Annotated in this window: 17 protein-coding genes and 1 tRNA gene; 8 read left to right on the forward strand and 10 right to left on the reverse strand. The window is 54.5% G+C overall.

The features are described 5' to 3' along the window. Positions 1-76 (reverse strand) — tRNA-Gly (locus tag AC1MDE_RS25220). 293 nt (positions 77-369) lie between these two features. Further along, positions 370-918, reverse strand: coding sequence for an oligoribonuclease (gene orn, locus AC1MDE_RS25225; RefSeq protein WP_479401416.1), 549 nt, complete (start codon positions 916-918; stop codon positions 370-372). A 103-nt stretch (positions 919-1,021) separates the two neighbouring features. On the opposite strand from orn, the gene rsgA reads away from it, so the two are divergent. The 3 genes from rsgA to mscM all read left to right on the forward strand — a co-directional run bounded on the left by rsgA (position 1,022) and on the right by mscM (position 6,409). Further along, the gene (gene rsgA / locus AC1MDE_RS25230; RefSeq protein WP_034829385.1) at positions 1,022-2,068 is read left to right on the forward strand and encodes a small ribosomal subunit biogenesis GTPase RsgA; all 1,047 of its coding nucleotides are present in this window, start codon (positions 1,022-1,024) and stop codon (positions 2,066-2,068) included. A gap of 94 nt (positions 2,069-2,162) precedes the next feature. Beyond that, complete coding sequence (asd, locus tag AC1MDE_RS25235; protein ID WP_034829399.1) at positions 2,163-3,059, forward strand: archaetidylserine decarboxylase; 897 nt, start codon at positions 2,163-2,165, stop codon at positions 3,057-3,059. A 14-nt stretch (positions 3,060-3,073) separates the two neighbouring features. After that, complete coding sequence (gene mscM, locus AC1MDE_RS25240; protein WP_058959556.1) at positions 3,074-6,409, forward strand: miniconductance mechanosensitive channel MscM; 3,336 nt, start codon at positions 3,074-3,076, stop codon at positions 6,407-6,409. 46 nt (positions 6,410-6,455) lie between these two features. Here the strand turns inward: mscM and mdh are convergent, their stop codons facing one another. Then, positions 6,456-7,391 carry a malate dehydrogenase gene (gene mdh, locus AC1MDE_RS25245; protein WP_058959557.1) on the reverse strand — a complete coding sequence of 312 codons (936 nt, stop codon included), beginning with the start codon at positions 7,389-7,391 and terminating at the stop codon, positions 6,456-6,458. Positions 7,392-7,811: 420 nt separating this feature from the next. Between mdh and argR the strand changes: the two genes are divergently transcribed. The 4 genes from argR (at position 7,812) to yhcN (AC1MDE_RS25265) (ending at position 9,765) form a co-directional block, all read left to right on the forward strand. Beyond that, the gene (gene argR, locus AC1MDE_RS25250; RefSeq protein WP_034831131.1) at positions 7,812-8,282 is read left to right on the forward strand and encodes a transcriptional regulator ArgR; all 471 of its coding nucleotides are present in this window, start codon (positions 7,812-7,814) and stop codon (positions 8,280-8,282) included. A 490-nt stretch (positions 8,283-8,772) separates the two neighbouring features. Next, on the forward strand, positions 8,773-9,036 hold the full coding sequence (gene yhcN / locus AC1MDE_RS25255) for a peroxide/acid stress response protein YhcN (protein ID WP_034831133.1): 264 nt from the start codon (positions 8,773-8,775) through the stop codon (positions 9,034-9,036). A gap of 90 nt (positions 9,037-9,126) precedes the next feature. Then, the gene (locus AC1MDE_RS25260; RefSeq protein ID WP_034831135.1) at positions 9,127-9,393 is read left to right on the forward strand and encodes a YdgH/BhsA/McbA-like domain containing protein; all 267 of its coding nucleotides are present in this window, start codon (positions 9,127-9,129) and stop codon (positions 9,391-9,393) included. A gap of 105 nt (positions 9,394-9,498) precedes the next feature. Beyond that, entirely contained in the window at positions 9,499-9,765 is a 267-nt protein-coding gene (gene yhcN, locus AC1MDE_RS25265) for a peroxide/acid stress response protein YhcN (protein WP_058959559.1), read from the forward strand. A 59-nt stretch (positions 9,766-9,824) separates the two neighbouring features. Here the strand turns inward: yhcN (AC1MDE_RS25265) and AC1MDE_RS25270 are convergent, their stop codons facing one another. The 5 genes from AC1MDE_RS25270 to aaeX form a co-directional block, all read right to left on the reverse strand. After that, positions 9,825-10,094, reverse strand: coding sequence for a barstar family protein (locus tag AC1MDE_RS25270; RefSeq protein ID WP_034831139.1), 270 nt, complete (start codon positions 10,092-10,094; stop codon positions 9,825-9,827). A gap of 31 nt (positions 10,095-10,125) precedes the next feature. Next, positions 10,126-11,580 carry an NAD-dependent succinate-semialdehyde dehydrogenase gene (locus AC1MDE_RS25275; protein ID WP_479401414.1) on the reverse strand — a complete coding sequence of 485 codons (1,455 nt, stop codon included), beginning with the start codon at positions 11,578-11,580 and terminating at the stop codon, positions 10,126-10,128. 111 nt (positions 11,581-11,691) lie between these two features. Beyond that, a complete protein-coding gene (gene aaeB / locus AC1MDE_RS25280; RefSeq protein WP_058959561.1) occupies positions 11,692-13,644 on the reverse strand; it encodes a p-hydroxybenzoic acid efflux pump subunit AaeB in 1,953 nt (650 codons plus the stop codon). Positions 13,645-13,655: 11 nt separating this feature from the next. Beyond that, entirely contained in the window at positions 13,656-14,585 is a 930-nt protein-coding gene (aaeA, locus tag AC1MDE_RS25285; RefSeq protein WP_058959562.1) for a p-hydroxybenzoic acid efflux pump subunit AaeA, read from the reverse strand. A 9-nt stretch (positions 14,586-14,594) separates the two neighbouring features. Then, positions 14,595-14,798 carry a p-hydroxybenzoic acid efflux pump operon protein AaeX gene (aaeX, locus tag AC1MDE_RS25290; protein WP_021508145.1) on the reverse strand — a complete coding sequence of 68 codons (204 nt, stop codon included), beginning with the start codon at positions 14,796-14,798 and terminating at the stop codon, positions 14,595-14,597. A gap of 258 nt (positions 14,799-15,056) precedes the next feature. Here aaeX and aaeR point away from each other — a divergent pair, with 258 nt between their 5' ends. After that, positions 15,057-15,974, forward strand: coding sequence for an HTH-type transcriptional activator AaeR (gene aaeR / locus AC1MDE_RS25295; RefSeq protein ID WP_038644372.1), 918 nt, complete (start codon positions 15,057-15,059; stop codon positions 15,972-15,974). Positions 15,975-16,216: 242 nt separating this feature from the next. Here aaeR and tldD read toward each other — a convergent pair whose 3' ends face one another. Both tldD and yhdP read right to left on the reverse strand, forming a co-directional pair. Further along, positions 16,217-17,662 carry a metalloprotease TldD gene (tldD, locus tag AC1MDE_RS25300; RefSeq protein ID WP_480345173.1) on the reverse strand — a complete coding sequence of 482 codons (1,446 nt, stop codon included), beginning with the start codon at positions 17,660-17,662 and terminating at the stop codon, positions 16,217-16,219. A 64-nt stretch (positions 17,663-17,726) separates the two neighbouring features. Then, positions 17,727-21,545, reverse strand: a complete 3,819-nt coding sequence (yhdP, locus tag AC1MDE_RS25305) for an AsmA2 domain-containing protein YhdP (protein ID WP_479399738.1) — start codon at positions 21,543-21,545, stop codon at positions 17,727-17,729. Positions 21,546-21,570: the final 25 nt, after the last annotated feature.

Here is a 21,570-nt window from a genome sequence, read left to right on the forward strand (position 1 = left end):
TGGAGCGGGAAACGAGACTCGAACTCGCGACCCCGACCTTGGCAAGGTCGTGCTCTACCAACTGAGCTATTCCCGCATAATCTTCGTCTTTCAATTTGCTGCCGCGTTAGCTTCCTTCACTCACACAGGTTACTTACTGACGTAAGCTCTCTGTGATTCGTTCAGTTGCTGCCTTGCCGCAAACCGAAATACTTGATTCTGGAACTTCGCGTTACTGCTGCGCACCGTAATAAATTCTTCACCGGTACGGGGTGCGCATTATACGAGAAATCCTTTCAGTCGCAAGAGTCTAAAAGCAAAATTTTGCGCTTTCAGTGCGTTTGCTGATTTAATCAGCAACCTGATGATTTCCTGCGCACCCTTAGGCGATTAAAGCTGCAAGAAGTGTTCGCGGTAGTACGCCAACTCGGCAACGGACTCGCGGATATCATCCAGCGCCTGGTGACTGCCCGCTTTTTTGAAGCCCGGCAGGATATCGGGTTTCCAGCGACGCGCCAGTTCTTTCAGCGTGCTGACATCCAGATAACGGTAATGGAAGTAGGCTTCCAGCTCCGGCATGTATTTGAACAGGAAGCGACGATCCTGGCCAATGCTGTTGCCGCAAATCGGAGAAGTGTTAGCCGGAACCCACTGCTTGAGAAATTCGATGGTCGCCAGCTCTGCAGCACGGTCGTCGTATTGGCTGGCTTTCACACGTTCTACCAGGCCACTGTGGGTGTGCGTACGCACATTCCACTCATCCATCAATGCCAATTGCTCATCAGACTGATGCACCGCAAACACCGGGCCTTCTGCCAGGATATTCAGGTTGGCATCGGTGACGATCGTGGCGATCTCAATAATGCGATCCTGCTCCGGATCCAATCCGGTCATTTCCAGGTCGATCCAAATCAGATTATTTTCATTTCCAGCTGTCATGCGTTTCCCGCCTGTTGCCAAAGTCGTCATTACACTCGTTTCAGGTGTATCATAGACGTTTTGCCCAGCGGGGCGAAGCCTGGCGAAAGCCGTGAGAGGATGCGTGAGCAAAAATAAACTGTCGAAGGGTCAACAACGTCGCGTAAGCGCTAACCATCAGCGTCGTCTGCAGCAACGGAATGAAAAGCCGGAACCGGATGACAACCTGTTTGGAGAAGCGAGCGAAGGCGTGGTGATCAGCCGTTTCGGCATGCACGCAGATGTGGAAGACGGCGTAGGCGAAGTGCATCGCTGCAATATCCGTCGCACCATTCGCTCGCTGGTCACCGGCGACCGTGTGCTGTGGCGTGCGGCGATTGGCGGCGGTAAAGGCATCGTGGAAGCGGTTCATGAACGTAAAACGGTGCTGACGCGTCCGGATTTCTATGATGGCGTCAAACCGATTGCGGCCAACATCGATCAGATCATCATTGTATCGGCGATCCTGCCGGAGCTGTCGCTCAATATCATCGATCGTTATCTGGTGGCCAGTGAAACCCTGGGCGTTGAGCCGCTGCTGGTACTGAACAAAACTGATCTGCTCGACGCGGAAGCCCGCGCGTTTGTCGATGAGCAGATGGATATCTATCGTAAAATTGGCTATCGCGTGTTGATGGTTTCCAGCCGTGCCAAAGATGGCCTGGCGGAGCTGGAACAGGCCTTAACCGATCGCGTGAGCATTTTTGCCGGTCAATCAGGCGTGGGTAAATCCAGTTTGCTGAACAACCTGTTGGGACTGGAATTGGCGGGCGATGAGATTCTGACCAACGATGTGTCTGATAACTCCGGTCTGGGCCAGCACACCACCACCGCTTCGCGCCTGTATCACTTCCCGCACGGCGGCGACGTGATCGATTCTCCAGGCGTACGTGAATTCGGTTTATGGCATCTGGAGCCGGAACAAATCACCCGTGGATTTGTCGAATTCCGTGAGTTTATCGGCGGTTGCCGTTTCCGCGACTGCAAGCATGATACCGATCCCGGCTGTGCCATTCGCGAAGCGGTAGAAGAAGGGACGATTAACATCTCGCGCTTCGATAACTACCACCGGATTCTGGAGAGTATGGCGCAGGTAAAAACGCGTAAAAACTTTTCCGCCAGCGAAGATTAACGGGTACAACGGCACATTCGCCAACTGACCGGGGCGCTGCTACAATCCGCCCCCCTTTTGTGTAAACCAAGCGTAATTAAGCCAGGAGGCAACGGTGTTTGATCGTTTTAAACTCGGCCTGAATCATATTCTGCCTAAAAAAGGGCTGACCGAACTTGCCGGCTGGGGCGCCAGTCGTCGCGGTGGCTGGCTGACCAAAGCGGTCATCGACATGTTTGTCTGGTACTACAAAGTGGATATGGCGGAAGCCAGCAAACCCCACACCGGTAGCTATCGCACCTTTAATGATTTCTTCGTGCGTCCATTAAAAGAGGGCGCGCGCCCGATTGACCCGGATGCCACCCTGCTGGCGCTGCCAGCTGATGGCGCGGTGAGCCAGTTAGGCCGCATTGAAGGCGATCAGATCTTCCAGGCGAAAGGCCATTACTATTCGCTGCAGGCCCTGCTGGCCGGTAACGACGATCTGGCAGAGAAGTTCGTCGATGGTGAGTTCATCACTACCTATCTTGCTCCGCGCGATTACCACCGTGTGCACATGCCGTGTAACGGCATACTGCGTGAAATGATTTATGTGCCGGGCGATCTCTATTCTGTGAACCCACTGACAGCACGTAACATCCCGAACCTGTTTGCACGCAATGAGCGTGTGATCTGCGTCTTCGATACCGATCATGGCCCGATGGTACAGATTCTGGTGGGTGCGACCATTGTCGGCAGCATCGAAACCGTGTGGGCGGGCACCATTACGCCACCACGTGAAGGGGTGATTAAACGCTGGCGTTATCCTTCAGCGGATCACGACGGCGCCGTTGTGTTGTTGAAAGGTCAGGAAATGGGGCGTTTCAAACTCGGTTCGACGGTGATTAACCTGTTCGCACCGGGCCGCGTGAAGCTGGCGGAAAGTCTCGAAGCCGAGAGTAAAACCCGTCTTGGCCAACCGCTGGCGATTGCCCTGCCGCAGCCCGGCGACAGCGCCCCGCTCGCTGAATAACCGGAACCTCTCCCGTGCGCGTTCTTCTCTCTCTACTGCTGAGCCTGGTGCTCAGCAGTTCTGTATTGGCAGCCACCGTTCCCCCCGCGAGTCAGTTGAAGCAGGAACTGGATGCGGCCAAATCCGCCAAAGCCTCTCCTGCTCAAGCTGAGCAAGTTCAGGCCATTGAAGCAGCCATCAATTTCCTCACTGAGCGCGATGAATCGCTGGAGCGCGCTAAACAGTATCAGCAGGTGATTGATGATTTTCCGCGGCTGGCACGTGAACTGCGTCAGCAGATCGCCACACTGACCGACAGCAGTAAAACGGTGCGCAATAACATGAGCAGCGCCGAGCTGGATCAGGAAATCCTGCAAATCAGCAGCCAGCTACTGGAAGAAGGGCGTCAGGCGCAACAGGAGCAGGATCGCGCACGTGAGATTAGCGATTCACTTTCACAGTTACCGCAGCAGCAAACCGATGCTCGCCGGGCGATGACCGAAAGCGATCGCCGCGCTCAGGGCTTTTCAGCGGCCGCCACGCCGCTGGCTCAGGCGCAGATTTATGCCCGCCTGGCCGAAAATGCTGCCAATAAAGCCCGTGTCGATGAGTTAGAACTGGCACAGCTCTCCGCCAACAATCGCCAGGAGCTGGCGCGCATGCGGGCGGAAGTGCATCAGCGCAAAGCCACGCAACTGGATAACTACCTGCAATCGCTGCGCAATCAGTTGAATAACCAGCGTCAACGCGAAGCGGAACTGGCGCTGGAACGCACCGAGCAGTTGGCGGAAAACAGCGGCGATTTACCGGCTTCGATCAGCGATCAATTCCGCGTCAACCGTGAACTTTCAGCCGACCTGAATGCGCAAGCTCAGCGTATGGATTTGGTCGCTTCGCAGCAACGTCTGGCCACCAATCAAACGCTACAGGTACGCCAGGCGCTCAGTACCCTGCGCGAACAATCACAATGGCTGGGCGCCTCGAATCTGCTGGGTGAAGCCTTACGTGCGCAAGTCGCCCGATTGCCGGATATGCCGAAGTCGCAGCAGATAGACAGTGAGATGGGCCAACTGCGGGTGCAACGGCTGCATTATGAAGATTTGCTGGAGCGGCAAAAGGATCTGCGCAAAGAGAAGCAAGATGACGGCACGCCGTTCACCAGCGAGCAAACCCGTATTCTTGATGCCCAGCTGAAAACCCAGCGCGAGCTGCTCAACTCACTGATCTCCGGCTGCGATACACTGATTCTGGAAATCACCAAGCTGAAGGTGTCGAACACGCAGTTGCAGGACGCCCTGGGTGAAGTGAAGGAAGCCACCCACCGTTATTTGTTCTGGACGGCGGATGTCAGCGCCATCGATTTGAAGTATCCGATTGACGTGGCGCGTGACTTAACCCGCCTGCTGTCGCTGGATACCTTAGGGCAACTCGGTAAAGCGCTGGCGATGATGTTTACCAGCAAAGAAACCGTGATGCCAATCATCTGCGCATTGCTGTTGGTGGGCTTTAGCATCAGCTCGCGCCGTCATTACAATGCCTTTATGGCGCGTTCCGCCAGCAAAGTGGGCAAAGTGACCCAGGACCGCTTTAGCCTGACGTTGCGCACCGTGTTCTGGTCGATTCTGGTCGCCGTGCCGCTGCCGGTATTGTGGGCCGCGCTGGGCTTTGGTTTGCAGCATGCCTGGCCTTATCCGTTTGCCGTTGCGATTGGAGATGGCATCACTGCCACGCTGCCGCTGCTGTGGGCCTTTATGATCAGTGCTGCTTTTGCGCGTCATGATGGGCTATTTGTGGTGCACTTCCGCTGGCCACAAGCGCGCGTGGCGCGTGCCATGCGTTATTACTCGCTGACGGTTGGCCTGATTGTGCCGCTGATCATGCTGCTGATTGCTTTTGCCAATCTCGACGATCCGCAGTTTTCCGGCACGCTCGGTCGCCTGTGCTTTATCCTGATTTGTGGTGCGTTAAGTATTGTCACCGTCAGCCTCAAACGCGCAGGGATTCCGCTGTATCTGGATAAAGAAGGCAACGGCGACAACTTCGTTAACCGCATTCTGTGGAACCTGATGATTGCCATCCCGCTGGTGGCGGCACTGGCTTCCTGTATTGGTTATCTGGCGACCGCGCAGGCTCTGCTGGCGCGTCTGGAAACCTCGGTGGGCATTTGGTTCTTCCTGCTGGTTATTTATCACATCATTCGCCGCTGGATGCTGATCCAACGTCGCCGCATCGCCTTTGATCGTGCCCGCCAACGCCGTGCCGATATGCTGGCGAACCGTGCGCGCAGCGAAGAAGAGAAAGATCAACAAACGCCCGCCAACGCCGATACCATCGAAATTGAAGAGCCGAGCCTGGATTTGGATGAGATCAGCGCGCAGTCATTGCGCCTGGTGCGCTCAATTCTAACGTTGATTGCGCTGGTGTCGGTGATTGTGCTGTGGTCGGAAATTCACTCGGCCTTTAGTTTCCTCGACAACATCCCACTGTGGGATGCCAGCACCACAGTGCAGGGCGTGGAGAGCGTGCAGCCGATTACGCTGGGCGCGGTGCTGATTGCCATTCTGGTGTTCATTATCACCACTCAGCTGGTGCGTAATATGCCTGCCCTGCTGGAACTGGCGTTGCTGCAACACATTAGCCTGTCACCTGGCACCGGTTATGCCATTACTACCCTGACCAAATACGTGCTGATGCTGATTGGCGGATTAGTCGGATTCTCGATTATTGGCGTTGAGTGGGCAAAGCTGCAGTGGCTTGTCGCCGCATTAGGTTTGGGACTGGGCTTTGGTATGCAGGAGATCTTCGCCAACTTTATTTCTGGCCTGATTATCCTGTTCGAAAAGCCGATCCGTATTGGCGATACCGTCACCATTCGCGATTTGACCGGTAGCATTACCCGCATCAATACCCGCGCCACCACGATTACCGATTGGGACCGTAAAGAGATCATTGTGCCGAACAAGGCCTTTATCACTGAGCAGTTCGTTAACTGGTCGTTGTCGGATTCTGTCACGCGCGTGGTGCTGACCATCCCGGCTCCGGCACACGTCAACAGTGATGAAGTCACCAACATTCTCAAGCAGGCGGCCGAGCGCTGTACCTACGTGCTGGATATGCCCGCACCGGATGTGTTCCTGGTAGACTTGCAGCAAGGTATTCAGCTGTTTGAATTGCGTGTGCACGCAGCTGAGATGGGCCACCGCATGCCACTGCGTCATGAGTTGCATCAGTTGATTCTGCGCGGCTTTGAAGAGCACGGTATTGAGATGCCGTTCCCACCATTCCAGGTGCGTATGGAAACGCTGGGACGTAAAACACCGGCCAGCAATGGCTCACCGTCCAGCCAGACCTTTAAATCTGGCGGCTTATAAATGACAACGCCCGGCAATCACCGGGCGTTGTTTTTTCTGCTGAGCGTTACTTCACAAACTCTTCGCCCTGCGCGATATCTTTCTTCAGCGTATCCAGCATCCCGTTAAGCGCCTGCTGTTCAAACGCACTCAAAGAACCCAACGGGCGGCGTTCCACGATACCGTTCTTGCCGATGAGCAGCGGCTGGGAGAAGAAGCGCGCATACTCACCGTCCCCTTCAACATAAGCGCATTCGACCACGTTTGCTTCGCCCTGCAGCGCACGCACCAGTGATAGACCAAAGCGCGCAGCAGCCTGCCCCATGGACAAGGTCGCCGATCCACCACCAGCTTTCGCTTCCACCACTTCGGTGCCGGCGTTTTGAATACGCTTAGTAAGGTCAGCCACTTCCTGTTCGCTGAAGCTGATGCCTTTAACCTGCGACAGCAGCGGCAAAATTGTCACGCCTGAGTGACCGCCCACCACCGGGACCTCGATCTCGGTGGGCTGCTTGCCTTTCAACGCTGCAACAAAGGTGTTGGCGCGGATAATGTCGAGGGTTGAGACACCAAACAGACGGTTCTTGTCATACACGCCGGCTTTTTTCAGCACTTCAGCTGCAATCGCCACCGTGGTGTTAACCGGATTGGTAATGACGCCAATCAGCGCTTTCGGCGCGGTGCTGGCAACCTGCTCGATCAGGTTACGTACAATGCCCGCGTTAACGTTAAACAGGTCGGCGCGATCCATGCCGGGTTTACGTGCCACACCCGCAGAAATCAGCACAATATCGGCTCCCTGCAGCGCAGGTGTCGCGTCTTCGCCACTAAACCCTTCCACCTTCACAGAGGTAGGAATATGGCTGAGATCAACCGCCACCCCGGGCGTGACCGGGGCGATATCATAAAGTGAGAGAGCGGAACCTGCGGGTAATTGAGTTTTGAGCAGCAGTGCGAGCGCCTGGCCAATACCACCGGCTGCACCGAGAACGGCAACTTTCATCCTGAACTCCTTATGAAGGTGGGGCAGAGATATGCCGAAAATCCATCAGGTTACGAGTTTAATCAACTTCTCAGGCGATAGCGACAAACCTGTCGCGCAATAACATGACGCCGCAATCGGCTCCCGAGACATCTCCACTTCAGAAGTCGCCTGAATGATACAATCGCAGCCAGAAGACAATGGACGGCAATGATCATCGATATAGTTGTTACCACTTCAATACTATAACAACATTGCAACCTTCGCTTTGCGCGTCAGCCCGCGATTTTGGCGCAACACAAAACTCTGCTATGATACCTGTCCGCAGTTGATTAGCGCGATTCGCTCACTACGCTTATTGCATAAAAATTCATCTAAATGCATAATAATTTATCTGCTGCTGGCCTGTTGCCTGCTGCACCCCTCTTTTATTGGTAGCTTATGCGAAACCCATCAAAACAAGACGACTTGATCAAAGCGTTCAAAGCGTTATTAAAAGAAGAAAAATTCAGCTCTCAGGGCGAAATCGTACAGGCGCTGCAGGAAGACGGCTTCGAGAACATCAACCAGTCAAAAGTTTCTCGTATGCTGACAAAGTTTGGTGCCGTGCGCACCCGTAATGCCAAAATGGAAATGGTTTATTGTTTGCCAGCCGAACTTGGCGTGCCGACCACCACCAGCCCATTGAAGAATCTGGTGCTGGATATCGATTACAACGATGCCTTAGTGGTGATTCACACCAGCCCGGGTGCCGCACAGTTGATTGCACGCCTGCTGGATTCACTCGGTAAAGCGGAAGGCATTCTCGGTACTATCGCGGGGGATGACACCATCTTTATTACCCCTGCGCGTAGTTTCTCCGTTAAACAGCTGCACGATGCCGTGCTGGTTTTATTCGAACAGGAACTATAAAACCCTGGTCTTAACCGGCAGATCATCTGCCGGTAACATCCTTCCTGATGATCCGTTACCCGCCACGCTTGTTACAAAATCCTTTTTTAATAATAAGTTATCGATATAGCTGCCGGTTCTGCATCCGACGAAATATTGGTACGACCTTTTCCCCTTCTTAACCATTCGCGCTATTTTACACTGCTTTACATATTGTGCTCAGTGGTTATAGCTTCTTACGACGTATCAGCCAGCGGGATCGACCATGATCTTTCGCACGAAAAGATAATTTGATGCAGATCATTGTTTTTACGAATAAATAACAGCCAATGGTTAAGAATCAACCGGTTTTAATAACTTCCAGTTCTAAAAAGGTGCCATAAGGATAAAGAATAACAACCAAACATTATTAGCTAGATATTAATTTCATGGGTGATTAGATCTATACTTGTTTTCGTGATGCAAATCACACGAAAGAAAAAGATAAAAACAGAAGACGAGGAAAAATACCATGAACGTTAAAACTACTATCGCAACCCTGAGTGTTCTATCTGCCCTGTCATTTGGTGCTTTTGCAGCAGATTCTATCAATGCCCAACAGGCAGCGAATCTGCAACCTGCCGGCACCATCAGTGTGAGCGGCGTGGGCGGTTCTCCGATGGATATCCATGAGCAGCTGAATGCCAAAGCCGATCAGGAAGGCGCTAAAGCCTACCGTGTGATCGAAGCGAATACCGGCGACAGCTATCACGCCACCGCTGAACTTTATAAATAAGTTTGCTGAACAAGACGCAGTGTGAACGGCGACCCGTTTGAGACGCATTTGCCTCTCAGGTTGCCAAACCCCATTTCAGGAGAGTGAATCATGAAAACCAAATTAGCTATCGCCATCGTAGGTCTGGCTTCCGTATTGTCCTTCGGTGCCAGTGCCGCCAGCCTGGTTTCTAACGAACAAGCCGAGCAACTGCAACCGTTGAATCAGACCATCAGCGTAAGCGGTGTTGACGGTGATCAGACCAACGTCCGTCAGGAACTGTCGCAGAAAGCCGATGCTCAGGGTGCCAGCCATTACCGCATCATTGAGAATAATCGTGGCGACACCTTCCACGTGACTGCAGAACTGTACAAATAAGACTAAATCGAACGTCGGGCGCCTGAACGGCGCCAGACAATTGATCGACGACCCGCCTCACCCACTTTTTGCCGCAGGTTGTTGATTACAACGAGGAGAAAAATTATGAAAATCAAAGCAACCATCGCAGCCGCCAGCCTTCTTTCCCTGTTTGCCTTTGGTGCATCAGCCGCTCAATTGGTGACGAATGAGCAGGCGCAAAATCTGCAACCTACCGGCAGCACTATCACCATCAGCGGTACCGGCGGCTCGCCAATGGATTACCGTGCTGAGCTTTCACAGAAAGCCGATGAGCAAGGTGCCAGTGCCTATAAAGTGATTGAAGCAAAAACCGGTGACAGCTATCACGTGACCGCTGAGCTGTACAAATAATTCCTCGTCAATTCTGACGAACCCTTTGGCCCCGCTCGCCGGGGCCCTTTTTCGGCTTGTCACTTCACATTAAAGCGGAGCTGGCCTTCCAGCTCCTCTTCTGCTTCATCAAACAGCAGGATTAATGCGCCATACCGGCGTTTCTGCCCTGTACCCAGATTCACAAACTCAATTTCCAGCGGCAGCGGCAACTGCTCCCCCAGGATCGCATCCCAAAGATCGTCAAGATCGCTGATGGCGAGATCCGCCAGCGCAAAACGATCGCTGAACTGGCGATAGAAATGGGCTTGATCGACGATTTCGTCAAAATCAAAACGCTCGGTTCTCATCGTGATTCCCTCTTGCAGGCAGGGCCGCCCGTCAGGCAAGCCCACCAATATGCAGCGCTTTTACTTCCAGGTACTCTTCCATTCCCAGCACCGATCCTTCACGTCCCAAACCGGACTCTTTTACACCGCCAAACGGTGCCAGTTCAGTGGATACGGCACACTCATTAATGCCAATCATCCCGGCCTCCAGCGCCGCCGAGACGCGGAACACCCGCTGCAGATTTTGCGTATAGAAATAGGCGGCCAAACCATATTCGGTGTTATTGGCGCGCTGGATGACATCGGCTTCATCATCAAAGCGGAAACAGGCAGCGACAGGACCAAAGGTCTCTTCCTGGGCCAGCTTCATCCCCTCATGCGCCTCGGCAATCACCGTCGGCTGCCAGAAGTTGCCTCCCAGCGGATGACGCTCGCCGCCAATCAGCAACTTACCGCCTTTGCTCAGCGCATCCTTCACGTGCTCTTCTACTTTTTCCAGCGCCGACGGCTCGATCAGCGGACCGACTATCACGCCTTCCTCGACGCCATTACCCACTTTCAGCTTGCCCACGGCATCGGCCAGTTGATTGACGAAACGATCGTAGACCGAATTGTGCACATAGAAGCGGTTCACGCTGACGCACACCTGTCCTGCGTTGCGGAATTTGTTAGCAATGGCGCCCTGTACCGCCGCATCAATATCTGCATCCTCAAACACGATATAAGGCGCATTGCCACCCAGCTCCATCGAGACTTTCTTCATGGTGTCCGCGGCATTGCGCATCAGCGTTTTGCCCACGGCGGTTGAACCGGTGAACGAGATTTTACGCACCGCCGGACTCGACATAATGGCGTCGCTGATGGCATGGGTATCGCCCGCCACCGCATTCAATACGCCGTCGGGTACGCCCGCTTCCTGCGCCAGCGCGACTAACGCAAAGGCACACAGCGGGGTGTTGTTCGCCGGTTTGATGATGCCAGTGCAGCCTGCTGCCAGCGCCGGGCCCAGTTTGCGTGTCAGCATCGCCATTGGGAAATTCCACGGCGTGATAGCCGCCACCACACCAATCGGTTCACGTGTTGCCAGAATGCGCGAACCCGGTTTCGCCGGCGGGATGATTTCGCCGTTGGCACGTTTAGCTTGCTCGGCAAACCATTGAATAAAGCTGGCGGCGTACTCGACTTCGCCTTCGGCTTCTTTCAGGGGTTTGCCCTGCTCGGCGGTCATCAGTTGCCCGAGCCAGCTTTTGTTCTCGATGATCAGTTGATACCAGCGATTAAGGATCTCCGCGCGCTGTTTCGCGGTTTTATCACGCCATGCCGGAAAAGCCTGCTGAGCGGCAGCGATGGCCCGCTCGGTTTCCGCCTTACCCGCGCGTGCGACTTTTGCCAGCACTTCGCCGGTTGCCGGATTAGTGACGTCAAAGGTGGCACTGGCGTTGTGCCACTGGCCCGCAGCGAAATAGCCGGTTTTGAACAGCGCGTGTTGTTGTAGAGAGGTGGACATTATTCTTCTCCTGCTAGTTTGCATCCTGTCAGGAAAGTATAGATGCCAATATCATCGGGTTTTGTGTCAGCGTGGGATCAAAAAGGCCGCTGCAACGTGCAGCGGCCGATTTCAGATTTGGATGAGGGTGTTTTGGTATTTATCCAGCATCAACGAGAGCCGTTTCACCGGTTCGGTAACGCTCTCCGGTGCCGAATAGTGATGGAGCTTTTCCTGATAAATCTCCAGTTCCTTCAACAAACGCTCAAAGTAGTAGCGCCGCTTGTCATCGCTGGTGGCTGAAATCACGCGATCGGCGGTATAACGCAACTGGCGGTGATAAGCCGAAAGCTCCGCGTTAACCGGCACTTCGGCATTACGCAGTCGCTGATGACCGATAATCAGCGTCAGCGCGATGCGGTATTTGTCGATATCGCCGGGGAACAGATTAAGCAGCAGGAACAGCTGCTGATAGAGCGCGGGCAGATGATTCTCGCGACGGCGCGCCTGATTGGTGGTCAAGGCCGCCACAGCCGCATACATAAAGCGATTCAGCAGCTTACGGCCGGTACGTGCTTTAGACTTATCGCGAATCAGCAGAATCACCATCATCGCCACAAAGCTGCCGATCCACTGGCCCAACGCATTATCGAGGAAGACGTTGAACTCGAATTTCATCGGATTATCCAGCACCAGCACATTGATGGTGCCAATCAACGCACCTAACGTACCAATCTGGCGTCGTTGCACGAAGATACCGCCGATAAACCCGAGTGCGCCAATCGCGATACACAACAACAACGCGCTTTGCTGGGTAGCTGGCAGGATATAGATGAAGTAGAGCATGCCGAGTGGTACGGCGAAGGCCATACCGTAGAAGAAGTCTTTCGCCATCATCAACGGATTCGGCATACGCATCGCCAGCGCGGTGATGACGGCCAGCATCACCATACAGCCACTACCCGAAGTCCAGCCGGTATAGAGCCAAAACAGAGAGCCGAGCGCGGTCGCCACAAAAGTACGCACGCCGTTGATCATCGCATGATGGGTTTCCGCCGAACGTGCCTGAATCACCACTTCGCGCTGCAGGATGCTCTCTTCCAGCGTGGTGATACGGCTGTTGCTGCGCACACCATTAATCAGCAGCAGATACTCTGTTGCTGCGCCGACCCAACTTGCCACTGTCATCGGCACATTTTTGTTGCTGACGCTGATCAAACGACGCATCACCTTCATACGCTTATGCACGTCATCGACGTTATGGACGTCTTTCTCAATCAGCAGGCGATACTGCGTCGGAATATAATCCGGACGAGCGTTTTGAATCAGGAAGGTTTCAGCGGCTTGCGTAATTAACGTCAGCGACAGCGTATTCAGCATCTGTAACCGGCGGCTGGTATTTTTCCAGCGCGAAGATTCCATCAGCAATTGGCTGCGCATGCCGTTGAGTGCCGTGGTGCGACGTACCAGCGCGCTCCAGGTTCTATCCACTTCGTCTTTATCCGCGTGGGCGACACACAGTTGCAGCAGTTTGTAATGCGCCACCAGCAGCGAATCGACTTCAGCATCAATCACTTTTTTGATCGAGCGCGGCGAAAACAGCATATCCGCGAGAATCGCACACAGAATCCCAATGACGATTTCACTGCAACGTTCAACGGCAAACTGGGGTGCCAGCGTTAAACCGCCACTGGCATCGGCAGTAATCACGATTATCAGTGCAGTGTAACCCGCCAGTCCCAATGCGTAAGAGTTCTCGACCTTAATCAGCGAAGAGAGCCAGACGCACATCCCCGCCCATAAACAGCACAGCAGCAGCATCACCACCGGTGCACGCACCGTAGCGATCATGATAGTGAGGGCGGCAATACAGCCAATAAATGTACCAATGATGCGCAGAATGCCGCGATAGCGCAGTGCGCCAGAATAGGGATCGCCCCCCGCAGCAAAGGCGGTACCACCAGCAACAATGCCGGCGGTCATCACCGCCCAACGCGGCGTTTCCAGATTAAAGTGAAAGCCAATCATCAGCGCCGCAACCAGCGCAAATGTCAGCTTCACCGGGAAACGCAAAAACTCAATCATAACGCCCTCGCTTAACCAAACTCGCGCAGGCGGTTAAAGAACTGCGTCAACGGCGAGACTTTGGTCTGGCGATCTTTATCACCGGTGATCACTACCGTGGCGGTAGTGCCCGCCGGGAAACGGTTGCCCGGTTGATCGTCAAGACGAATACGCACCGGTACGCGCTGTGCCAGTCGTACCCATTCGAGGTTGGAATCGATGGTCGCCATACCTTTGCTGTCCACGCTGCTGCTGCTGTTGGTCACGCCCGCCGCGATGCTGTCCACCGTGCCGCGCAATACGGTATTACTGCCCAGCGGGGTGATTTCAGCGCGGAAGCCCGGACGCACGCCATCCAGCTTGGTCTCTTCCATATAAGCCAGCACATAGAATGAGTGCTGCTGTACCAATGCCACGGCAACGGAACCACGGGTGATGAACTCACCCTGATAAACGTTCAGGTTAGTGACCCAGCCATCTGAAGGCGCTTTGATGGTGGTGCGATCCAGGTCGATCACCGCCAGATCGCGCGTTGCCACCGATTTTGCCAGCTGATGTTCGCTGGTTTGCAGATCGTTATTAGCCTGGTCGATGGCTTCACGCGACATGGCACTGGTGCCGAGTTGATTACGGCGCGCCGCTTCACGACGCTTTTCATTGACTAATGCCTGGTAATATTCGACATCCGCCTGGGCTTCATCCAGCGCTTTCTGGTAGCGCGGGCGATCCACGACAAACAGCGTATCCCCCTGTTTCACCAGCTGGTTGTCGTGCACCGGCACGTCAGTGATAAGGCCGGTCACGTCCGGCGAGATCGCCACCACATCAGCGGAGAATTTGGCGTCACGCGTCCAGGGCGATTCGGTGTAGAACACCCAGGCGCGGAAGATGATCACGATTGCGATGATAACCAGCAGGATAGTAATCGCGTAACGCGCGATTTTTCTTATGAGCGCTTTCACTTAAAAACCTCAGACGAATAGACGGGATACAAGGTAAAACACGCAGCAATACAACGCTGTGTTAAAAAGTGCCGGATGCCACACCAGGTCATAAATTCCGCTGGGCGTCAGCACGCGTTTCACCAGCCAGAACAGCGCCAGAGAAACCAGTAGTTCAATGAAGATGGGCGGAAAACTCAGCCCGAATACGACAAATACCGGAAGCACACTCATTACGGTTCCTTAGTTCGACCTTGCCGGATTGCACCGATACCTGCCCTCATGCCGCATGGCACGTCGGGTTGAGAATCAGGGGATGATTGGGAGACTGATGGCAACATTCAGGCCGCGTTGAGCTAATGATAGCGTATCATCGTGTAAACACAGCCGTGTTAAGGTGCGGTGAACAGACCCAGCGTGCGTATAGTAACGCGCATGACTATACGTTTTCTACATATTGTGAGCTAAATCACTTTTTAGCCAGAGTAAACAATGGAACGACTTAAAGGCATGTCCATTTTCGCCAAAGTGGTTGAATTAGGTTCTTTTACCGCCGCGGCACGTCAGCTTCATCTTAGCGTTTCGTCAATCAGCCAAATTGTCGCCAAACTGGAAGATGAGTTGCAGGTCAAATTGTTAAATCGCAGTACGCGCAGTATTGGTCTGACCGAAGCAGGTAAGATCTACTATCAGGGCTGCCGCCGCATGCTGGCTGAAGCGTCTCAGGTGCACGAACAGCTTTATGCCTTTAATAATACGCCGATCGGTATTCTGCGTATCGGCTGCTCCTCCACCATGGCGCAAAATGTGTTGTCTGCCATGACCAGCGATATGCTACGTGAATATCCTGGTCTGAGCGTCAATCTGGTTACCGGCATTCCCGCGCCAGATTTGATCGCTAACGGCTTGGATCTCGTGGTCCGCGTAGGCGCGTTGCAAGATTCAAATCTGTTCTCACGCCGACTGGGCGCGATGCCGATGGTGGTCTGTGCCGCAAAAAGTTATCTGGCACAGCATGGCACGCCAGACAAACCGGGTGAAATCGATAATTTTTCATGGCTGGAGTACAGCGTACGCCCGGATAACACCTTTGAACTGGTCGCACCGGAAGGCCTGGTGACGCGATTGACGCCGCAGGGTCGCTTCGTCACCAATGATTCACAGACGCTGATTCGCTGGCTGAAAGCCGGTTGCGGCATCGCCTATGTCCCCCTGATGTGGGTGATTGATGAGATTAACGCCGGGGAGATCGATATTCTGTTCCCGCAATATCACTCAGAACCGCGTCCGGTGTATGCGCTCTATACCGAGAAAGACAAGATGCCGTTGAAGGTGCAGGTATGTATCGATTATCTGACCGAGTACTTTAAGCAGGTGGCGCAACAGTATCAGCAGCATCGTAAGAGTTAACGGTCTGGGCGCCATACAGGGTGTCCCTACGATGCGCGAAACGACTATTTGTAGGGTGCGCCATAGGGAAACTCAGACTGTGCGATAATCTGTAGAGTCCGCCATGCGAACATCAACTTACGGTCATTCGTAGAGGCCGCCGTGGAATCATCAGACTCCACGGCCATTTGGAATGGTGCGTCATGGGGACATCAGACTTTACTGTCATTCGGAAGGTGCGCATTGATGCGCACCAGCAATGATTATGCAGTTCCGCCGACGGTGATTTTATCCAGCTTCAGGGTTGGCTGGCCGACGCCGACCGGCACACTTTGCCCCTCTTTACCGCACACGCCAACGCCTTTATCCAGCGCCAGATCGTTACCGACCATTGAGATCTGCTGCATCGCTTCAATACCCGAACCAATCAGCGTTGCACCTTTCACCGGCGTGGTGACTTTGCCGTTTTCAATCAGATAGGCTTCTGAGGTTGAGAAGACAAACTTGCCGGAGGTGATATCCACCTGACCACCACCAAAGTTCGGCGCATAAATCCCATACTCAACGCTGGAAATGATGTCCTGCGGCGTGGATTTTCCTGCCAGCATATAGGTGTTGGTCATACGCGGCATCGGCAGATGCGCATAGGATTCACGACGCCCGTTACCGGTTGGCGGAACCCCCATCAGACGCGCGTTAAGCTTGTCCTGCATGTAGCCTTTGAGCACACCGTTTTCGATCAGGACGTTATACTGGCCTGGCACGCCTTCGTCATCCACTGCCAGTGAGCCGCGCAGGCCTTCGATGGTGCCATCGTCAACCACGGTGCAGAGTTCAGACGCCACCAGTTGCCCCATTTTTCCGCTGAAGACCGACGTTTCACGGCGGTTGAAATCGCCTTCCAGACCATGACCGACGGCTTCATGCAGCAGCACGCCCGGCCAGCCTGCGCCTAGCACTACCGGCAATGTGCCCGCTGGCGCAGCCACGGCAGAGAGATTCACCAGCGCCAGACGCACCGCTTCACGCGCCCATGCATCGGCACGGACATCACCGTTTTCATTGGCATAGAAGAATTCATAGCCGGTACGCGCCCCGCCGCCGCTAGAGCCACGTTCGCGTTTCCCCTGATCTTCCACCTGTACGCTGATCGACAGACGCACCAGCGGACGGATATCCGCAGCCAGCGTGCCATCAGTCGCCGCCACCAGCACCTGCTCGTAAACGCCTGTCAGGCTGGCGTTCACTTCCTGCACGCGCGGATCGGCCGCACGTGCCACGGTATCAACACGATGCAGCAGTGCAATTTTGTCTTCGCGCGTCAGGCTGTCCAGCGGATTCACCGGCGCATACAGCGAACGGTTGATCACCGCTGAAAGCGTATGCGCTTTGCCATTGCCCTGCTCACGCACAATACTGCGCGCGGCTTCAGAAGACTGGCGCAGGGCGTTCAGGGTGATTTGGTCTGCGTAAGCGAAACCGGTTTTCTCACCACTGATTGCACGCACACCGACACCCTGGTCGATGTGGTAAGAACCATCTTTAATGATTTTGTCTTCCAGCACCCAGGATTCATGGAAACTGGACTGGAAGTAGAGGTCGGCATAATCCAGACGACGTTCTGAAAGCTGCCCTAACAGGGAAAAAAGGTCCTGCTGATTAATTCTGTTCGCAGCTAGTAACTGCTCACTTACCAGATTCAGAGTCATCGTTTCTCACTCATTATGTGCTCGGATAGTCATAGCCTGCGGCAATTCCCCGACGGCGTCAAATTCACTTCTTGTCGTCTTCGCGCGGTTTGCGCAGCACTTCATTGATTTCCGGTTTATCCAACGGTCCGCTAATGTGATAACGCAGTAGCGAGATCTTATTCCACAGCGGGCCCAATACTTTACTGGCGGCAAATACGGCGGCCCCGATCACCGGGTTGACCACAAAGGCCGTCGCCACTCCCACCGAAGCGGAGATCTCAGGGGCAACGACCGCTTCCATATCAATCTGGCGTTTTGCCAGGTCGATCTGCCCCTGCATGGCGATATCCGCTTCAAGGCCATCAACCAGCAGGTTATCCGTGTGCATCACACCGTTTTCGATCCACGCCGTGCCGTTAATTGAATCGAAATAGAAGCCTTCACTGAAGGTGTCACTGAAATCGAAGCGCAGCTTGCGCAGCAAGGCGTCAAAACTCATCAGGCGCAACAACTGCCCCGCACGCCCGGTGTTCACATCCGCAATCTGGCCTTTGCCAAAATGGGTTTTCAGCGTACCGCTCAACGTTTCCGCTGAAGGCTGCCACGGGGCGGAACGCCAGTGCAGGTCATAATCCACGTTAAACGGCGCGTCACGAAGTGGGGTATTCATCCCAAACCAGTTAACGGCATCATTGATGTTTTTACCGCTCAGACTGCCTTTTAATGAGGTACGCTGATTGCCCGGCTTATTGACCCATTCTCCGTTGATCTTCAGCTTCGCACTGCCGGAATCCACGCTACCGTTAGTAAGTGCTAACGTCTCTCCCTGCGGCTGTAATCTGGCCTGCATATGTCCAAACTTCTGCCCGCGCAGCCAGCACTCATCACAGTTTAGCTGCATCGCTGGCCAGTTACTGAAGTCTACTGTGCTGCTGTTGCCACCCAACGGCGAGGCGTTGTTGTCGCTGCTGTTCGCCCATTCTGGATTGTAGTAAAGATAGCTAAGGTCGATTTGCCATGGCGCATGCTGTGCGGTTTGCAAAATGCCGCGCGCTTCGCGGCTTTCCAGCTGGAGTTGTGTGTTGCCGGTCGGCCCTTGCGTGACGGTGGCATTAACGTCATGCCACTGCTGGCCACCGAGCATAAGTGCCGGTGTCCGCAAAGTCACATCGCCTGGTAACAGCGCGCCGCCGACTTCCGTTTCGCCCTGAGCATTACGCGAACCACTGCTTCCCGCCAATAGCCCCATCCAGGCTTCACCATCCAGCGGCGGTAAATTGAGTTCCATCCCGCGTTTTTCTGGCAGCTTCGGCGTGCTTTTCGCATCGTTGAGCCAGATGCCGCGATCCACGCGCAGCTGGGGTTCGAGAATCCAGCGGCTGTTAAAACGGTTATGCTCGCGCACGCTGCCGCTTAGCGTGAATCCTTTCAGATCACCGGTGGCGTTAATGGCGATGGGCATCGCTTCGCCCGCCTGCTTATCCAGCGGCGCAGGTAAGTGACTACTTACTGTTTTGCCCTCACCCTGCAAATCGACTTTATAGGTCGCGCCCCCTTTGTGTGGCAGCGTGATGTCGACATTGCCCTGCCACGGCAGACTGCCGCTCAATTGACTGCTAACGCTGGTCGGCAACACTTTCAGTTTCGACGGCTGCCAGTCGCCCAGCAGCTTCACATTGACACCGAAGTTGTCAGGGTTTTCGGTAGTGGTAAAACTGACGCCAGTGGGCTGACCAAACCAGTTAGCCTGCATCTCTTCACTTTCGAGATTGCCGTTGTTGTAACGGAAACGTCCGGTGAGGTTTTCCAGTGTGGTGTTTAACGGCTTAATGTGCAGGCTGTTATTGTTCATCACCACATTACCGCTGGCATGTACCAATTCACCATCCAGCGGAATATCGAGATTCAATGAACCGCGCACATTGCCACCGATTTGCAACTGCTGCAGTGCCGCGCCCAACGTCGATTTCAGAGGCGTCTGTTCGAAGTAATCGGCAATCTGCTTGCCCTGACCGCTAAGATCGCCATTAATAATCAACTTCTCTTTGAGATAGTCCGGGATCACCGCGCTGACGTTACGTGCATCCACTTCTCCCAATTTGGTTTTCTCGGCTTTCATCCACAGGCCGTCGTTAACAAAATCGAGGTCGATATCGAGGTTTTCCAGCGCGGGCCAACCGGGCTGGAACTGGAAGGTGGATTGACGCAGCGGCACCCATACTTCAAACATGCCGTCATTGTGCTTAAACGGGAACAGGCTGGGATTACCGGCGAACAACAGCGTGGCATTGTCCACCTTCCCGCCTTTGATCGACTCGCTGAGGAAATGGGTCAGATCATGGCCCATTAGCGGTTCCGGGAAGTAGCGCCAGGCATCACCCGCATCGGTGACGCGAATGCCCGCCAGAATATTCAGCTGTGGCGCTTTGCCGATATTTTGCTGATAGCGGAAATCACCGCGCGCCCACAGGGAACGTGCCTGAACATCAAGATTCTGACCGTCCAGCGTCAGGCCGCTGGCATCGCGCTGCCAGTTCAGTTTGCCAGTGATCTGTTGAATTTGCAGTGGCGCCTGGAACATGTCGCCATAAGGCACTTCCGCTTGTCCCATCGCCACATCCAACCGACCGTTACTCACGCTGCCGCTGGCGGTACCGTTTAGATTGCTGATCCCTGGCAACAGCTCCCAATGCTGCCACGCCAGGTTGCGCCATTTGGCTTGCAGGCGGGTTTGTTCGGGCTGATTGAGCGGAATATCCAGCGCCAGCGCATCGATGTTGCCGCGCGGCTGCAATGCACGCCAGTTATCCAGTAACGCAGGGGATAAGGGTTTGAACAGCGGCACCAACGGTGCCAGACGCTCCAGATCCAGTTGCGTGGCACGCACACGCACCTCCGCACCACTGTTGGCGCCCAGCATCTGCTGGTCTTCCGGCTTCCACAGCAATGAGAAGTGTCCCGGTGCCCAGGCGATGCCATCGGTGCTGAGTCGGGTTTGCGGGACGGACAAACTCCAGCCATTTTGGAAACGCGCCAGATGTGCGGTTAAGCCATCAACCTGCAGTTGGTGATCGCCCTGTTCGCCGCGCCAGCGTGCACCGCCTTTACTGAGCAACAGGTCACCGGCGTAGACATCGCCATCACGCAGATTCACCCATGCCGCCAGGCTGAAACGGGCACTTTCGAGGCTGGTGTTGTCGCGCAGCCACGGACCGATCCACGGACGCACATCGACGTCATCCGCTTGCATCCAGATGCGGCCATCGTTGAGTAATCCGTTGGTATCGTTGAGATCGAGTCGCACCTGCACCACACCATGCTGCCCCGTAAAACTGGAGAGATTGACTTCCCCTTCCGCACGGTGACGCGTGCTTTCGTTGAGCCAGGTCAGGCGCGGAATCGCCAGCTCAGCGTGCTGGCCAGAGGGCGTGAGAAAACGGATGCTGCTATCACGCAGATCAAAGTGGTCAAACTGGCGCAGAAACAGATCGTTGATTTGCGCCGGCTTAAAGCTGTTTTTTTGTTGATCGCTGGTGAGCAGTGGATGATTGGTTTCGAGACGCAGTTGCCAGAAGGTAAGATCACGGAACTGCCAGCGCCAGTGCAGCAGCGATTGCCAGACGTTAAGCGCCAGATTTACGCGGCCAATGGTGAGTTTGCCATCGTCCGGCATCACAACGTTGAGATTACGCACCTGCAGGGTTGGGCCGAAGTTCTCCCATTTACCCTGCAGCTCGCTGGCATCCACCGTCACTCCGCTGACGCGTGAAATCGTCTGCAGTATGTCGCTGCGATAGCTGTTGAGATGCGGCATAACGAGGCGCAACCCGCTGACTAGCAGCGCCACAATAACGATGATTGCGGCGAGCAGCAGTAACAAAATCCTCGGCAACCGCCTCACACACCTCTCCTTGCTTCCCGTTGAA

Source organism: Pantoea folii (assembly GCF_056678875.1).

Excerpts from the sequence above, each read along its gene's own strand:
- orn (WP_479401416.1), bottom strand. The coding sequence starts at position 918 with ATGACAGCTGGAAATGAAAATAATCTGATTTGGATCGACCTGGAAATG.
- mdh (WP_058959557.1), bottom strand. The coding sequence starts at position 7,391 with ATGAAAGTTGCCGTTCTCGGTGCAGCCGGTGGTATTGGCCAGGCGCTC.
- argR (WP_034831131.1), top strand. The coding sequence starts at position 7,812 with ATGCGAAACCCATCAAAACAAGACGACTTGATCAAAGCGTTCAAAGCG.
- yhcN (WP_034831133.1), top strand. The coding sequence starts at position 8,773 with ATGAACGTTAAAACTACTATCGCAACCCTGAGTGTTCTATCTGCCCTG.
- AC1MDE_RS25260 (WP_034831135.1), top strand. The coding sequence starts at position 9,127 with ATGAAAACCAAATTAGCTATCGCCATCGTAGGTCTGGCTTCCGTATTG.
- yhcN (WP_058959559.1), top strand. The coding sequence starts at position 9,499 with ATGAAAATCAAAGCAACCATCGCAGCCGCCAGCCTTCTTTCCCTGTTT.
- AC1MDE_RS25270 (WP_034831139.1), bottom strand. The coding sequence starts at position 10,094 with ATGAGAACCGAGCGTTTTGATTTTGACGAAATCGTCGATCAAGCCCAT.
- AC1MDE_RS25275 (WP_479401414.1), bottom strand. The coding sequence starts at position 11,580 with ATGTCCACCTCTCTACAACAACACGCGCTGTTCAAAACCGGCTATTTC.
- aaeB (WP_058959561.1), bottom strand. The coding sequence starts at position 13,644 with ATGATTGAGTTTTTGCGTTTCCCGGTGAAGCTGACATTTGCGCTGGTT.
- aaeX (WP_021508145.1), bottom strand. The coding sequence starts at position 14,798 with ATGAGTGTGCTTCCGGTATTTGTCGTATTCGGGCTGAGTTTTCCGCCC.
- aaeR (WP_038644372.1), top strand. The coding sequence starts at position 15,057 with ATGGAACGACTTAAAGGCATGTCCATTTTCGCCAAAGTGGTTGAATTA.
- tldD (WP_480345173.1), bottom strand. The coding sequence starts at position 17,662 with ATGACTCTGAATCTGGTAAGTGAGCAGTTACTAGCTGCGAACAGAATT.